Annotated in this window: 3 protein-coding genes; all 3 read left to right on the top strand. The window is 64.5% G+C overall.

The features are described 5' to 3' along the window. Nucleotides 1–321: 321 nt before the first annotated feature. Entirely contained in the window at nucleotides 322–5,001 is a 4,680-nt protein-coding gene (locus tag CYR55_RS06070; RefSeq protein WP_101815252.1) for an Ig-like domain-containing protein, read from the top strand. A gap of 641 nt (nucleotides 5,002–5,642) precedes the next feature. After that, nucleotides 5,643–11,201 (top strand): Ig-like domain-containing protein, encoded by a 5,559-nt coding sequence (locus tag CYR55_RS06065; RefSeq protein WP_165699535.1) that lies wholly within the window; start codon nucleotides 5,643–5,645, stop codon nucleotides 11,199–11,201. A gap of 582 nt (nucleotides 11,202–11,783) precedes the next feature. Continuing rightward, nucleotides 11,784–18,221: an Ig-like domain-containing protein gene (locus tag CYR55_RS06060; RefSeq protein ID WP_101815250.1), complete on the top strand. Its 6,438-nt coding sequence runs from the start codon at nucleotides 11,784–11,786 to the stop codon at nucleotides 18,219–18,221. The last annotated feature ends 10 nt before the right edge of the window (nucleotides 18,222–18,231 follow it).

Genomic DNA, 18,231 nt, shown 5'->3' with positions numbered 1-18,231 from the left:
CAGATGCCGCCTGCAGAAAGCATAAATAACCCGGTTTACGCTATTTTCCTTTTATTTTTCGGTTACACTGAGCACCTGACAACAGACCCTGAATCAACGTGTTAATCCGCCCGGTGGCGGATAAGCGCCCATCAGGGCAGGATGTTATTTTCTTCGCGTTATTAATTAACCTTTTTTATTTTATCTCTACCTTGCTGCACCAGCCTGGAAAGCGTAACGCCATGATCGTTGAGTATTTATGGAATCGCCACGCGTGTTATTTCCGCTCACCGGAATATACCGTAGGGCAATTATTCAGGATTATTAAATAAGAGGCAGTGTATGACTACCACGCGTTTCTCCCGCTCTACCGGCAGTCTTATTTCCCCCGCGTCCGATGAAAACGCCCTGAGTGCGCTGACCGGGCCCGATGCTGCGCAGGCAACCGCCGCCACCGCTGAGGTACAGGCCGTTGTGACCCCGACGATCACCATTGACCCCATTGCCGGGGACAATATCCTCACGCCGTATGAAGGCGGATTTGTTCAGACCCGCATCCTGAGCGGCACTACCACCGGCGTTGAGGCCGGAAGAACAGTCAACATCCGGCTCAGCAACTTTGTGGATATGGTCTCAGCCACGGTAGAGGCGGACGGCAGCTGGCGCACGGAACTCACCTTTTCAGAAATGGATACCCTGCTCAGGCAGGGTGTCGGCCCGGCTGAGATCTCTACAGAGACAGCAGCAGGGCAAAGCGTCAGCATCAGTGTGCCGCTGCACATGGATCCCGACTGGCCATCTCTGATTATCAACGCCTTCTCCGGTGACAACATTATCAGCGGCCCGGAAGGCCAGGCCATCCAGATCCTGAGCGGCAGCACCCACCATGTGGAAGCGGGGCAGACGGTCACCCTGACGCTTAACGGCCACACCTACACCGCGACCGTGGGGGAGGACGGTTACTGGCAAACCACCGTCCCGGCGGCCGAGGTGGCTGCGTTGCCTGACGGCGCAAAGATTATCGCCACCGTCAGCAACCTGGCCGGGCAGGAGGCGGGTTACACCAGCAAGTTGACGGTGGACAGCAGCCTGCCCTCCCTGACCATTAACCCTTTTGCCGCCGACCATGTGCTGAGTGATGCCGAAGCGCTGCGGCCGCAGACCCTGAGCGGCACCACCAGCGGCATTGAGGCGGGGCAGACCGTCACCCTTACCCTGAACTATAAAACCTACAGCGCCACCGTCGCGGCGGACGGCAGCTTCACCACCACGGTACCGGCGGCCGATCTGCTCAAACTCTACAACGGCCAGACAGAGATCACCGCCAGCGCCACCAACCTGGCCGGGCAGACCACCCACGGCAGTGACATCCTGACGGTGGCCTATACCTCAAACAGGCTGACAGTGAACCCCATCGCCGGGGATAACTATGTCAACGTCAGTGAAGCAGGTTCACTGGTTATCAGCGGCACCGCCCCCTCACTCCCTGTGGGGTCAATTATCAGAGTGGAATTTGCTGACAAGACTTTTTCAGATGTGGTCACGGCCAATGGAAAATGGAGCATCGACGTTGATTATTATAAAATTTTCCTCCTTCCTGACGGCCAGTATAATTTCACCATTACCGCACCTGGCAGCGCACCGGTCACCCGGGAAGTGGGGCTCTATTTAAACCGCGAAAACTATTGGGTGAAGATGGATACCCCCTTTGGCGACGGCGTGCTGACGCCTGCGGAAGCAGCGCAGGGCCAGGTGTTAACCGGCACTGCCTCGAAAGGCATGCTGCGGGTGGAGGTCAGCGTTGGTAATGGGACATATCAGGGTAACGTGGACGCAGAAGGCCACTGGCGCGTGACCCTCCCCCCTGATGGATTGCAGGAGCTTGCCTTTTGGGGAACCCTGGCATCAGTCACGGTGTACGCCTTTGATGTGGCTGAGAACCGTACCACGACGAGCCATGACATCGAAATCATACCCGGTGAGATCAACCTGACCCTGGATCCGGTGACCGGGGATAATATCATCACGGCAGCGGAAGCGGCGGCAGGCATCACGCTCAGCGGCAGCGCCGACCCGGCTGCGGCGTGGCTGACGGTGACCGTGATGCTCAACGGCGTGGCCCATACCACCACCATCAACGAAGACGGCAGCTGGTCGGTGCCGATCCCCACGGTGGAACTTATCAACCTGCCGGACGGCACCGTCACCGCGACGGCCAGCGTGCCGGGCACGACCCCGGCCACGCTCGACGTGAACGTGGCGATTCAGGCCAGCCCCACTCCGGCGTTTGACCTGCCGTTTGGTGACGGCGTATTGACGGCAGAGGAGGCGGCCACCGACCAGTTGATCACCGGCACCACCGGCGTCTCCGGCAGCGGGCAGACAGTGACCCTGACGCTGAACGGCAAAACCTATGCCGCTGCCGTCGATAACGACGGCCACTGGCAGGCCACGCTCCCGGCGGTGGATTTGCAGGCGCTGCCGGAGGGGGCCGCGGCGCTGTCAGTGATTGCCGCCGATGCGGCCGGTAACAGCGGCAGCGCGGCCACCACCGCCCAGGTGGATCTGGCTTTCGCCCCCATCACCATCAACACGGTGGCCGGTGACAACCTGATCAACTATGCGGAGGGCGAGGCGGGGATCACCCTGAGCGGCATGACGGACGGGCTGCCCGCCGGCACCGAGCTGACCCTGACCATACTCCAGAGTCCGGGCAACGGCAGCCGGTATTACACCACCACCACCCGTGCCGACGGCAGCTGGTCGTATGAGGTCTCGAGTGACGAGCTCTACTTATACTGGAAACAGGTGAACCAGCAGACGCTGACGGTGAAAGCGCCGGATGGGCAGAGTGCCAGCGTAGAGATTGGCATGCATTACGACCTCGGCACAGCCCACCTTGATCCGCCGTTTGGCGGCGAGGCCCTCACCCTGGAGAAGGCCGCCGTTGACCAGCTGCTCACCGGCACCACCGGCCTGTATGGGCCGGGGCAGACGGCGACCGTCACCATGGAAGGCATCACCTACAACGGGAGCGTCGATGAAGAGGGGAACTGGCAGGTGATCCTGCCGTCCTCTGCGTTGCAGGCGCTGGCCGGTAAAGATGCCACCACGCTTATCGTTACCGTGAGCGACATTGCCGGTAACACCGTGACCGATGACCGCAATTTCGTCACCGTTGACCTGGTCGCGCCCACCTTGACGCTGGAGCCGGTCGCCACCGATAACGTGATCACCTTTGCCGAGGCGGAAAAGGATATCACCATCAGCGGTACCTCCTCCGAGGCGGATGTGACAGTGACGGTAACACTCGGCGGCCTGACCCTGACCACCGAGGCCGGGTGGGAGCGCAACTGGCAGGTCACCATCCCGGCGCATACCCTCAGTGGCCGCGACGGCAGCTTCCCGGACGGCGACTATCAGTTGGTGATCACGGCACGCGACCCCTACGGCAACACCAGCACCACCACCCAGGATCTGCGCCTGGAGGTAGAATCCACCGTCCGCCCGGTGCTGCGCATCCATAACATCTCCGGGGATAACCTGATCAACGGCGCGGAACTCCAGAGCGACCAGGTCATCACCGGCAGCTCGGAGAACGTGGAGGGCGGGCAGACGCTGAGCCTGAAAATCGGCAGCGTCACCTACACCACCCAGATACAGCCGGGCGGCGGCTGGTCGCTGAGTGTTCCGGCTGAAGACCTGGCGGCGCTGGGCGACGGCGGGTTGACGCTGCGCGCCAGCGTCACGGACGCAGCCGGCCACCGCGCCACCGCCAGCCGCAACCTGAACATCCAGAGCGAGCGCGACGGCCTGAGCATCGACCCGGTCACCGGCGACAACCTGATCAACGGTGCCGAGGCGGGCGGTGCCATCACCCTGACCGGCCACACCGACGGCGTGCAGCACGGGGCGACGGTACAACTGACGCTGAATAACAAACACTACACCGCCACCGTCGGGGAAGACGGCAACTGGTCGGCGACGCTCCCGGCGGCCGATGTGGCGGCGCTGGAGGAGGGCAGCGCCACGCTGACCGCCTGCGTGAAAAGCGCCTGCGGCCAGATGCTCTACGCCAAAACGGTGCTGACGGTGGACACCACCGCGCCGGAACTGGCATTCAACCCGGTTACCGGTGATAACCTGATTAGCGTGCAGGAGGCGCAGGCGGGCTTTGCGCTCACCGGCAGCGCCGGTATCGCGGCTGCCGGGTTACTGGTGCTGGTGGTGCTCAACGGCGTGGACTACCACGCCACAGTGCAGGCCGACGGTGACTGGTCGGTGGCGATCCCGTCTGAGGCACTCGCAGAGCAACCGGCGGGCGACTACCCGCTGACGGTAAGCCTCACGGACGTGGCCGGCAACCTGACGTCGATCACCAGCGCGATCACGCTGGACGCGGCGCCGGATACCGATACCGCTGAAAGTGTGTCCGCGCTGACGGTCACCAGCCAGGCCACCACAGCGGGCAGTGCCGACAGCACCCTGACTGCCGCGCTGGTGACGCCGGAGGCGGCCGCCACGGACACATCGGCCGGGCACGGCACCTACACCATCGGCGGGCAGACGCTGAACCTGACGGAACACGGCGGTGAAGCGATCGGCGGCAGCGGCAATGACACCATTGTGTTGCATACGCTGGACTTCCTGCACATCGACGGCGGCAGCGGCACGGATACGCTGCTGCTGGCGGGCAGCGATCAGCATCTGAACCTCACCGCACTGGGGCTGAAGATCGAGAACATCGATATCTTTGACCTCGGCCAGAGCGGCAGCAACAGCCTGACGCTGGGGCTGCACGAGGCGGAAGCGGTGCGGGATACGCCGGAAGAGAGCCTGGTTATCCGCGGGGCAGACGGCAGCCAGCTTACGCTGGCAGGCGACGGCAGCGCGTGGGAAACCCATGGCCAGCGCGAGGTAGGCGGCCTGACCTTTGACGTTTACCACGCCACCGGGCTGGAAAACGCCGATGCGCTGGGCGACCTGCTGGTGCAGCACGGTATTCAGGTGCAGCAGGTGTAACCCAAAACAGCATTTTATTTATATCAGGGGCCGCTATTTTGGCCCCTTTTTTTATTCCCGCTTCGCTATTTATTCTTTTTATGGGCAGGTGAAATGAGGGTTTATTCCGGGTGCGGTTAATACGCCCTGGGTTATCTGCGATTCAGCTCCCATAACGAATAAAATCGCAGGGGGAAGGCAGCGGGCTATTTAATTTAGCCGGGAATAAGTCTATTGTTTAAGCTGATTTTAACAATAGCTAAATTTGTTAAAAGGAAGGCGGGTGACACTGTCAGGCGCGATGCAGCCTGTAATGCGCTGTTTTTCTCTGTAATCCGCCCATTTGCTTGAGTATAAAGGTTATTTCTGCCCGGTGTGTGCCGTAAAAACAGCAAAGACAAGCAGGGGTAAAAGGGAAGTGCGGGGTTACCGCTATTTAAAAAACATTGCTTATCAACGTACAGCAAAATAACGCACAAGAAAATAACCGTTTTTATATGGCTGGTTTTTTATTCAGGTTATCCGTTATCTCATTAAAAAGAGGTACGCCTTGCCGGGCAGGGTGTACAGATAATTTTCCATTTTCTTTTCACCTTCGAATGAAATAAGCGGAGGGGTTCAGGATGGAATTGATACCGGTTTTTTTAAATAAGAGGCAGCCTATGAAAAATACCCCAGACATCTCCCGTTATTCCGGCGCAGCAGAAGTGAGCCGCGCCGGCGTGCTGGCCGCCGCTGCAAGCAGCGCACTGGCAGTCCCGGTGCTGGCCATCGACCCACTGGTGCCGGACGACGTCATTAACTTTGCCGAGGCCGAAGAGGAGATTGCCGTCAGCGGTACCTCCTCGTTGAACAACGCACTGGTCACCCTGACCCTCGGCAGCCAGACCTTTACCACCCAGACCGGGGCAGGGGGCGACTGGCAGCTGACCATTCCGGCGCATACCCTCAGCGCCCGTGACGGCAGCTTCCCGGACGGCACCTACCCGCTGGTCGCCGAGGCCGCGGACGGTGACGGCAACCCCGTTTCTGCCACCCGGGAACTGCGGATCAACGCTGACCCCGACTCACTGCCCTCATTAAGCGGCGGGCTGGACAATATCCTGACGGGCGCGGAGCACCAGGTGGCGCAGGCGATTTACGGCACGGCCCAGAACGTGGAAGCCGGGCAGGTGGTGACCGTCAGCCTGAATGAAAAAAGCTACACCGCCGTGGTGCAGGCCGACGGCAGCTGGAGCCTGATTATCCCGGCGGCGGACATCGCCGCCCTGCCCAACGGGGCCAATATCCTGCTGGCTGACGTCACTGACAGCGCCGGTAACCCGGCGGAAACGGTGATCAACCGTTTTGCGGTGGAAGACACGCTGGACGGCATCGCCATCGACACGCTGGCCGGGGACAACCGCCTTAATGCGCAGGAGGCGCAAAGCGATATCACTGTGCAGGGGGCCTCCAGCAATCTGGCGCAAGGCACGCCCGTTACCCTGACCCTGGGCGGCCAGAGCTACAGCACCACCGTGGCGGCCGATGGCCGCTGGAGCGTCACCGTGCCCGCCGCCGACCTTCAGGCCCTGCCGGATGGGCCGGTCACCGCAGAGGTCACCGCCCTTAACGCCACCGGTGACCCGCTGGCGGACAGCCTGCCGCTGGGCGTGCATACCCATGCGCTGCCGGAGGTCACCATCGATTACCCGATCCCGGTCAATATTGAGCGTGCCCAGCAGGATCAGATCCTGACCGGCACCGCCAGCGTCAGCGGCGATAACCAGACCGTCAGCGTCACGTTCGACGGCCAGATTTACCAGGGGCAGGTGGGCAGTAACGGCATCTGGCACGTCACGTTGCCCGCGGGTGCCCTGCAAACGCTCACCGACGGCAACTACCCGCTGACCGCCAGCGTCACCGATGAGGCAGGCAACAGCAGCAGCGCCACCAGCCAGCTGGAGGTGGATGTCACCGCGCCAACGCTGACCCTCGACCCGGTCACCGGGGACGACGCGCTGGATCGTGCGGAGCTGCTGGCGGGTATCACCCTTACCGGCCACAGCGACGAACTGGGCACCAGTGTCTTCGTTACCTTCAACGGCAACAACTATTATGGCTCTGTCGACGGCGACGGGCTGTGGAATGTGGTGCTCTCCGCGGCGGCGCTGAACGGCCTCGCGCCGGGCAGCTATACCCTGACGGCCAGGGTGGGCGATGGGTTCCTTAACGAAACCCTGGTCAGCCGGGAGATCACCGTTGAAGAGAGCAACCTGCCGCTGCTGACCATCGACCCGTTCACCGGTGACAACGAGCTTAACAGCGCCGAGCGCGGCGTGGCACAAGAGCTGACCGGCACCACCACCCATGTGGAAGCGGGGCAGACGGTCACTGTGACCTTCAACGACAAGAGCTACACCACCACCGTGGAGGCGGACGGCAGCTGGCGGCTGATTGTGCCGCAGGCCGACCTGGCTGAGCTGGGCGTGGTGCGCCCGAACTATGACCTCACTGCCACCGTCAGCAATGCCGGCGGCGAGAGCGTCTCCGCCACCGAAGAGGTGACGGTGGTCACCGGCCGCACGGCGGTGGCGATCGGCATTGTGGCCGGGGATAACCAGCTTGACACCGCCGCAGCCGCCAACAACCTGACGGTCAGCGGCGTGGTGATCGGCGTGCCGGCGGACAACGTCGTCACCGTGACGCTCAACGGCCAGAGTTACACCACGTTGGTGCAGAGCGACAACACCTGGAGCCTGCAAATCCCGGCCGGGGATCTGGCTGACCTGAGCAACGGCACCTACACCCTGACCGCCGACGCGCTGGACACCAACACCGTGCCGGTCACCGACACCCTCGACCTGCGGGTGGCGTTTGATGCCTTCCGCCTCGATCCGCTCACCGAAGACAACATCCTGAATGCAGAGGAGGCGGCCAACGACATCATCATCAGCGGCCATGCGCCGGTGAGCGCGCAGGGCGGCAGCGTGGCGGTCACCGCCTTTGATGACCCGGCCTACCACTACACCGGCACCGTGGCGGCCGACGGCACCTGGCAGGTCACGGTACCGGCGGGCAGCTTCAGCGGTGTCGCCAACGGCGTTTATACGCTGGTGGCGGAACTCACCGCACCGGACGGCAGCGTCACCACCGCCAGCCACAGCGTCACCTTTACCCCGCAGCCGTTCAGCGGCGGCTTCGTCTTCTACCCCTTTGCCGGGGATGATGTGGTCGATGCCGGGGAGCAGGCGCAGGACCAGATCCTCGACGGCACCTTCTTCCTGGACGACAGCCCCACGGGTGAGGGCGTGGCCGGGCTGGCGGTGACAATCCGGATGACTTCATTGGACGGGCAGAGCTTTACCTACACCACCACCACCGGCATCGGCGGCAACTGGCAGGTCACGGTACCGGCCGCCGATCTGGCGCTGTTGCCGGATGGCCGGGTTGACCTCGCCGGCAGCGTCACAGACGGCGCGGGCAACACCATCAGCAACGATAATGTGTTTGTGGTGCTGACCAACCCGGGCACCCTTACCCTTGACCCGATCGCCGGGGATAATGTGCTGACGCCGGATGAAGCCGCCGCCGGGCTGGTCATCAGCGGCAGCAGCCACTTTATGGTGATGCCGCTGGATGTGCAGGTGACGATCAACGGCGTGACCCACAGCTTCTCCGACTACACTAACGACTGGGCGGTGACCTTCACCCCGCAGGAACTGGCCGGGCTGCCGGACGGCCCGCTCACGGTCACGGTCACTGCCTATGATCTGGCCGGTAACCTGATCACCGCCACCGCGCCGCTCACCGTCGAACTGGGCGACCTGCAACCGCTGACCTTCGACCCGTTCGGCGGCAGCGACAACTATCTGGATGAAGATGAGCTGGAGAGTGACCAACTGCTCAGCGGCCAGGCGGAAAACAACCCGGCGGGCAGCATCGTGACCCTGACGCTGGGCGGCTTCACCTATCAGGCGGAGGTGCAGGCAGACCACAGCTGGAGCGTGCTGATCCCATCTGAGGATCTGAAAACCCTGCCCAATGACCCGACTACCGACATCCTCGGCAGCATCACCGACGCGGGCGGCAACCTGCTGGCGGTGGGCAGCCACAGCTTCCTGCTCTACCGCACGCCGGGGCAGCTTAACATCGACACCCTGGCCGGTGACGGAACCCTGACCGCCGACGAGGCCAACGCCCCGCTGGTGATTAGCGGCACCATTACCAACGGGCAGGTGGGGGCAGCGGTCACCGTCGACCTGAACGGCCACCTCTACCAGACCACGGTCACCGCCTCGGACGGCAGCTGGAGCGTCACCGTGCCGGTGGCGGATCTGGCGCTGCTGGGCAACACCGGCTACTGGGTCTCCGCCACCTCGACCGATCTCAGCGGCAATGAAATCAGCGGCCTGAACCTGCTGACGGTGGATCTCTCTGCGCCCGTCATCACCCTCGACCCGATCGCCGGGGATAACATCATCAACGCCGCCGAAGCGGCCGCCGGGGTCGCGATCGGCGGCCACAGTTCCGAGGCGGGCGGCACGGTCAATCTGTTGCTTAACGGCGTGACGTATAACGCCGCGGTCAATGACGAAGGCAACTGGCGGGTCACGCTGCCGAAAAGCACGCTGGCGGCGCTGGAGGATGGCCGCTATACGCTGACCGTCAGCCAGACTGACGCCAACGGCCACACCACCACCCTCACCGAATCCCTGCTGCTGGACGCCGACCCGGCCAACCGGCCGGTACTGCGCATTCACAAAGTCTCCGGGGATAACGTGCTCAACGGCGCGGAGATCCAGAGCGACCAGATTATTTCCGGCAGTTCAGAGAATGTGGAAAGCGGGCAGACCCTGAGCCTGAAAGTGGGCGGCGTGACCTACACCACCCAGGTGCAGGCGGGCGGCGTCTGGTCGCTGGTGGTGCCGGCAGAGGCGTTGGCGGCGTTGGGCAACGGCGGGGAAACGCTGCGCGCCAGCGTGATGGATACCTCCGGTAACCGCGCCACCGCCAGCCGTAATATCACCATCAAGAGCCACCATGATGGCCTGAGCATTGACCCGGTCACCGGTGACAACCTGATCAACGCCGCCGAGGCGGGGGGCGCGATTACCGTCACCGGCCACACCGACGGCGTACAGCGCGGGGCGACGGTGCACCTGACGCTCAACGGTGAACACTACACCGCCAAAGTCGGCCGGGACGGCAGCTGGTCAGTGAAATTACCGGCGGCCGATGTGGCGGTGCTGGAGGAGGGCAGCAGCACGCTGAAGGCGAGCGTTAAAGGCGCGGGCTGGCAAATTTTGCACGCCAAAGCGGTGCTGACCGTGGACACCAGCGCGCCGGAGCTGGCGTTTAACCCGGTCACCGGCGACAACCGGATAAGCCACCAGGAGGCGCAGGCGGGCTTTGCGCTGGCCGGCAGCACCGGTATCGCGGCGGCCGGGCTGTTGGTGCTGGTGGTGCTTAACGGCGTGGAGTATCACGCCATGGTGCAGGAAAGCGGTAACTGGGCGGTCGCGATCCCGGCCGGGGCGCTGGCGGAGCAACCGGCGGGCGACTACCCGCTGACGGTGAGCCTGGCGGACGTGGCCGGGAACCTGACGTCGATAACCCATACCCTGGCGCTGGAGGCGGCCCCGGATGCCGCTGACAGCGACGCCGCGCGGGCCGTCGCCGGCCAGGCGGTGGTGGCGGACACCGCCGACAACACCCTGACCGCCGCGCTGCTCACGCCGGACGCTGCCACGCCGGAGCACAGCACCTACGCCATCGGCGGGCAGACGCTGGATCTCACCCACAGCGGCGGCGAAGCGACAGGCGGCAGCGGCAATGACACCATTGTCCTGCATACGCTGGACTTCCTGCACATCGACGGCGGCAGCGGCACGGATACGCTGTTGCTGGCGGGTACGGATCAGCACCTCGACCTCACCGCGCTCGGGCTGAAGATTGAAAACATCGATATCTTCGATCTCGGCCAGAGCGGCAGCAACAGCCTGACGCTGGGGCTGCACGAGGCAGAAACGGTGCGGGATCAGCCGGAGGAGAGCCTGTTTATCCGTGGGGCAGAGGGCAGCCAGCTCACGCTGGCGGGCGACGGCAGCACATGGGAAACCAGCGGCCAGCGGACGGTGGACGGCCTGCTGTTTGACGTTTACCACCATGGTGCACTGGAAAGCGGCAACGCGCTGGGCGACTTGCTGGTGCAGCACGGCATTCAGGTACAACAGGTGTAATACGCGCCGGGGTAATAAACCACAGGGCCGGGGAAACCCGGCCTCTTTTATGGGAATAGCGCTATGTGAACCTGAACAGTAATAGGGGCGCTTTATTCTCTGATAAAAAAGATAAAATATTCTAATGATTTGTTTGTTATTTTAATGATACCGCTTTTTTATTTTATTACGCCGGCTGTGGAATATTATGCGGGCGCCTGAGGAAAGCTGCCCAATATCAACGGTTAATTGAAAGCATTTAATTTCACCCAATTATTTCTTTCAGGTTTGGCGCATTTACGTAACACGTTTCAGGAGTTTTCTTAGATCTATACCGACTGCTTTTTCCCATAGACTTCCTGTCAGGCCGAAATAGCCGGCCCCTTTATTTTTTATAACAAACACTATTTATCGGTTATCGCGATAACCTCAGCCCGTTTTTGCTTTTTTGCCCGGCATTTTATTACTGCATTTCACCAGTCTGGAAAGAACATCAGGCCGCCGCACAGGGGGCTGTTGGATTAATGCTCGTTGTGCCGTTATTTCGCCCCTGGCGTGCTGGCGGCACAAGAGAGTGATCACCCTTCTTAAAAGAGGCAGTTTATGGCAACCGCAACCAACATTTCCCGTACCTCCGGCACCCTTATCGCCCCCCTGGCCGCCAGCGACCTGATCATCAACCCCCTGTCCGGCGACAACGCCCTCAACGCCGCCGAAGCCGCGCAGCCGCTGGTGGTGAGCGGCACCACCACCCAGACCGCGCCGGGCAGCACCGTCACGGTACTGCTGAATGGGGCCACCTACCTTGCCGCCGTGAACGCGGACGGCAGCTGGAGCACCTCGGTGCCGGTGGAGGGGGTCAGCGCCCTGCCGGACGGCCCCCAGCGCGTGACCGCCACCGTCACGCTGGCGGACGGCAGCAGCCAGAACACGGAAGCCTCGCTGGATGTCCACGTCACTCACCTGCCGCAGGCGACGCTGAACCCGCCCGCCACCCTTAACCTGGCGCAGACGCAAAGTGACCAGACGCTGACCGGCAGCACCGGCGTCAGCGGGGAGGGCCAGAGCGTCAGCGTGGCGCTGAACGGCCAGAACTACAGCGGGCAGGTGGCCGCAGACGGCAGCTGGAGCGTGACGTTGCCGTCCGGCGCGTTGCAGGCGCTGGCGGAGGGCAGCTACCCGCTGAATGTGACGGTCACCGATGCCGCCGGGAACCTCAGCAGCACCAGCGGCAGCCTGCCGCTGGACATCACCGCGCCGCAGCTGGCGATCGACCCGGTCACCGGGGATAACCTGCTGAACCAGCGCGATGTGCAGAACGGCATCACCGTCACCGGCCAGGCCGGTGAGGCGGGCAGTACGGTGAGCCTGACCTTTAATGATCAGGCCTACAGCACCACGGTGGCCGCAGACGGCACCTGGCGCGTCGCTCTCCCGGCCGGCGCCCTGAGCGGCCTGTCGGGCGATTATGCGGTGACGGCCACCACCACCGACGCGGCAGGCAACCCGGCCACCGCCCGCCAGACGGTCACCGTGGACAACAGCGACCTGCCGCGACTGGTGATTACCCCCTTCACCGGCGACAACCAGCTCGACAGCGCAGAGCGTGGCGTGGCGCAGGAGCTGGGCGGCACCACCACCCATGTGGAAGCCGGGCAGGTGGTCACCCTCACGCTGAATAACCACACCTACCTGACCCCGGTGCAGGCGGACGGCAGCTGGAGCCTGATCGTGCCGCAGGCGGATATGTCGCTGTTGCCCACCGGCCCCCTCACGCTCAGCGCCAGCGTGGCGGATGTGGCGGGGAACACCGCCAGCACGCGTGAAACCCTGACGGTGGTGAGTGGTGGGCAGAATGTGGCGATCGATACCCTGGCCGGGGACAACATCCTCAATGCGGCCGAGGCCACCACTGACCTCACCATCAGCGGCGTGGCGCAGGGGCTGGCGGCCGGGAACACCGTCACCGTTACGCTGAACGGCGTAAGCTATACCACCACCCTGACCAGCAACGCCACCGTCACCGGCGGCACCACCTGGCGCACCAGCGTCCCGGCGGCCGATCTGGCCGGGCTGGAGGACGGTACCTACAGCGTCACGGCCGACGTACGCAACAGCAACGGCGACCTGATCACCTCCACGCAGGATCTGCTGGTGGTGGCGAATGCCCAACCGGAACTGCTCAATGACACCCCGTTCGGCGACGGCTACCTGAACGTTGCCGAAGCGGCCGCCGGGCAGACGCTCACCGGCCACACCGGCGTTACCGGCGCGGGGCAGAGCGTCACGGTGACGCTCTCCGGCCAGAACTTTACCGCAACGGTGGATGAGAGCGGCCTGTGGCGCGCCGCCATTCCGGCGGACATCTTGCAGGCGCTGCCCAACGGGCTGGTGAATTACTTCGTCTCCGCCAGTGACGTCGCTGGGAATACCGCCTCCGGCCCCGGGGCCTTTACCGTGGACTTCACCCCGCCGGGGCTGAGCATCAGCCCGCTGACCGCAGACAACATCGTCAATAGCGCGGAGGCACCGCGGGCACTGACCCTGCAAGGCACCTCGGCGGATGTGCCGATCAACACCAGCCTGGGGGCGACGGTGGTGGTCACGCTGAACGGCGAGACCTACACCACCACCGTGACCGAGGACGGCATCTGGACGATCCCGCTGCCGCGCGGCGCGCTGGCCGGGCTGGAGGACGGCAGCTACCCAATCACCGCCACCATCACCGATGACGCGGGCAACAGCACCACGGTCACCGGGGCGGTGACGCTGGCCGCCGGGCCGCTCAACACCCCGGCGATCACCTTTGATGCCTTCGCCGGGGATAACGTGCTGGACGGTGCGGAACAGAACACCGCCCAGTTGCTGAGCGGCCACGCCGATCATGTGGAGGCGGGCCAACTGGTGACGTTGACCCTGAACGGCCGCACCTACACCGCCGCCGTGCAGCCGGACGGCAGCTGGAGCGCCGCGGTGCCCGCCAATGACCTGCGCCTGCTCAGCGACGGCGACATCACGGTGAATGCCAATGTGACCAATATCGCCGGTAACAGCGCCACCGCCGGCGAGAGCTTCACGGTAGACGCCAACCGCGGCGGCATCAGCGTGAACCCGCTGGCCGGGGACAACCTGCTCAACGTGGCCGAACAGGCGGCAGGGCTGACCGTCAGCGGCACCACTTCCGGGGTGCCGGTGGGTAACGAGGTCACGGTGAGCCTGAACGGCCAGAGCTACACCACAGAGACCAACGCGCAGGGGCTCTGGAGCCTGACCATTCCGCCGGAAGCGCTGGCCGGGCTGCCGGACGGCCGCCAGAGCGTCGACGTCAGCACCACAGACGCCGACGGTGACGCGGTCTTTACCCGCGCGCCGCTCAGCGTCTACCTCACCAGCCTGCCGCACCCCACGCTGGATACGCCGTTTGTAGATGGCCGGCTCAACGCCGCGGAACTACAGGCTGACCAGACCCTGACCGGCACCACCGGCCTCACCGGCGCAGGGCAGAGCGTGAGCCTGGCGCTGGGCGGCCTGATCTACACCGGCACCGTGGAGGAGAACGGCGTCTGGCACCTGACGCTGCCGGCCTCTGCCTTCCGTGGGCTGGCCGAGGGCACCACCGCACTGGATGTGATCGTAAGCGATCTGGCGGGCAACACCGCCATTGTCAGCGGGAATGTGCAGGTGGATTTCACCGCGCCGACGCTGGTGGTCAATACCATTGCCGGTGACAACATCGCCAACGCGCGTGAAATGGCCGCAGGCGTCACCCTCAGCGGCAGCGGCTCGGAAGTGGGCGGCGTGGTCAGCGTGACGGTGCTGTTCAACGGCATCACCTATGAGGCCACGGTGCGGCCGGGCGGCGGCTGGAGCCTGCGCCTGCCGCCGGGCGCGCTGGTGAACCTGCCGGATGGCCGTTATGACCTGCAGGTGAGTCTGTCAGACGCGGCGGGGAACAGCGCCAGCGAAGTCAGAACCCTGGTGCTGGATGGCAACGCCGCCACCCTGCCTAGGTTGCGGATCGACACGGTTTCCGGGGATAACCGGCTGCACGGGGCCGACCTGTTCACCGACCAGATCATTACCGGCTCGGCGGATAACGTCGAAACTGGCCGGCAGGTGCAGCTGAAAATCGGCGCGGACACCTACACCACGGTGATTCAGTCAGGCGGGATCTGGTCGATCACCGTGCCGGCTGAGGATCTGGCGGATCTGAACAGCGGGCGTGTCACCCTGCTGGGGCGCGTGACGGATCTCTCCGGTAACATCGCCACCGCCACCCGTTTTGTAAACGTCAATACCGACCGCGCCGGGCTGAGCATCGATCCGGTCACCGGCGACAACCTGATCAACGCCGCAGAGGCGGGCGCGGGCATCGCCCTGAGCGGCCACGCCCTCGGGGTCGCTACCGGCACCGTGGTCAACCTGACGCTGAACGGCCACCGCTACACCGCCCGGGTGGACGCGGAGGGCCACTGGGCAACGACGATCCCGGCGGCCGATGCCGCACAGCTCCCCGACGGCATCCTGTCGCTGGTGGCGCGTTCCGCCAGCCTCAGCAGCGGGCAGCTCTACGCCACCGCCGCGCTGGGCGTGGCGGTGCACACCGTGCCGTCGCCCACGGTGAACACCCTGTTTGCCGATGGCCTGCTGGGCCAGCCTGACGCGGCACAGCCGCTGGGGCAGAGTATCGCCGGGAACACCGGCATAACGGGTAACGGGCAGAATGTGGTGGTCTCCCTGAACGGCCAGCAGATCCACGCCACAGTAGACGCTACCGGTGCCTGGAGCGCCACGCTGCCTGCCGCGTGGCTCACCGGCCTGCCGGACGGCCAGCACAGCGTGACCGTGACGGCCACCGATGCCGCCGGTAACCAGGGGCAGGCGGAAGGCAGCTTCCAGGTGGACTTCACCCCACCGGCGCTGACGCTGGACCCGATCTCCGGGGACAACGTGCTGCTTAACAGCGACACCAACCCCACCATTTCCGGCACCGCCGACATGGACACGGTGGGCCAGAAAGCGGTGGTGACGCTGTTTGGCGTGCCGTACCAGGCGGAAGTGCTGTGGGACGGCAGCTGGGCGCTCTACCTCAGCGGACTGAACCAGATGCCGAACGGCATCTACCCGATCACCGTCAGCGTCAGCGATGCTGCCGGGAACGTCACCACCATCAGGGACGAAATCGAGGTGGCGCGCAACCTCGACCTCGGCATTACCCGTGATGCGCTGGCCGGGGATGACGTGCTGAACGCCGCCGAAATCCAGGTGGATCAGGTGGTCACCGGCCACACCGTGGGCGTGGAGGCGGGGCAGACGCTGACCCTGCGCTTTAACGGCACCAACTACACCACCACTGTCTCCTCCGGCGGCGACTGGCGCGTCACTATCCCGCAGTCGGCGCTGGCCGGGCTGGAGAGCGGGGAGCGGATCATCATCGAGGCGCGGGTCACGGATATCCACGGCAACCCGGCGGTGCAGAGCCGCGCCGCCACGGTGGATCTTGAGCAGGGCGGGCTGGCGCTTAACCCGGTCACCGGGGATAACACCCTGAATGCGGAAGAGGCCGCCGGGGCGGTGGTACTGAGCGGCGTCACGGCCCATGTGGCCGAGGGGGCCGCGCTGGCGCTGACCTTTGACGGCCACCACTACACCACGACGGTGGCGGCCGACGGCAGCTGGCAATTCACCGTGCCCGCCGCGGATGTGGCCGGCCTGCCGGACGGCAGCGTGCCGCTGACCGCCTCGGTCACGGACGTGGACGGCACGCTGATCACCCAGACTGTGGACATCGGCGTGCACATCACGGCGTTGCCCGCGCCGACGCTCGACACCCCGTTTGCGGACGGCGCGCTGAGCGCAGCGGAAGCCGCCGCCGGGCAGGCGCTCTCCGGCACCACCGGCGTCAGCGGGCCAGGGCAGCAGGTCAGCGTGATGCTGGGCGACACGCGCTATAACGCCATCGTCAACAACAGCGGTGCCTGGACGGTAAGCGTCCCGGCGGCCGATCTTCAGGCATTGCCGGAAGGGCGCGCCACGGTGACCGTGACCGCGCGGGATGCGGCAGGCAACAGCCGTGAGGCCACCGGCAATGTGAATGTGGACTTCACGCCGCCCCCCTTGCAGGTGAACCCGGTCACCGGTGACAACCTGATCAGCGCGCGCGAGGTGCAGAGCGGCTTTGCCGTGACCGGCACCACCACGGCCGCCGCTGCCGGGCTGCTGGTGGCGGTGATGCTCAACAGCGTCACCTACCACGCCGCAGTACAGGATGACGGCAGCTGGTCGGTGGCGATCCCGGCGCGCGCGCTGGCGGGGCAGCCGGACGGCAACTACCCGCTGACCGCCAGCCTTGCCGACGCCGCGGGCAACGTCACCACGCTCGAAAATACGGTGACGCTGGGCACACCGCCCGCTGCGGCCACCACCACCGAAAGCACCGTCACCGCAGAGAGCCTGTCAGTGGCGTCAGTCAGCAGCGGGGCGGTGGCGGTGGATCACACCGACAGCACGCTCAGCACCGCCCAGGCCGCGCCTGCCGCCGCAGACGCCCTGCCGGGTGAGGCCGCCTATTCCATCGGCGGGCTGACGCTCGATCTCACTACCCCCGGCAGTGAGGCGGTGGGCGGCAGCGGCAACGACACCTTTGCGCTGCATACCCTCGACATCACACACCTGGCGGGCGGCAGCGGCATCGATACGCTGCTGCTGGCAGGGACGGACCAGCATCTGGACCTGGCCTCACTGGGGCTGAAGGTGGAGCAGGTAGAGATCGTTGACCTGGGCAAGAGCGGCACCAACAGCCTGCGGCTGGATCTCCAGGGCGCGCAAACCCTGACGGACCAGCCCGGCGAAAACCTGTTTGTGCGCGGGGCGGACGGCAGCCAGCTCACCCTGGCGGGCGACGGCAATACCTGGGCCACCACCGGTCAGCGGGTGGTGGACGGCCTGACCTTTGACGTCTACCACAACAGTGCGCTGGAGAGCGGGAATACCCTGGGGGATGTGCTGGTGCAGCACGGTATTCAGGTGCAACAGGGGTAAATCAGACGTG

Origin of the sequence: Chimaeribacter californicus (genome assembly GCF_002858675.1) — a bacterium.
Taxonomy (GTDB): Bacteria; Pseudomonadota; Gammaproteobacteria; order Enterobacterales; family Enterobacteriaceae; genus Chimaeribacter; species Chimaeribacter californicus.
This window is presented reverse-complemented; position numbering and strand designations above follow the sequence as displayed.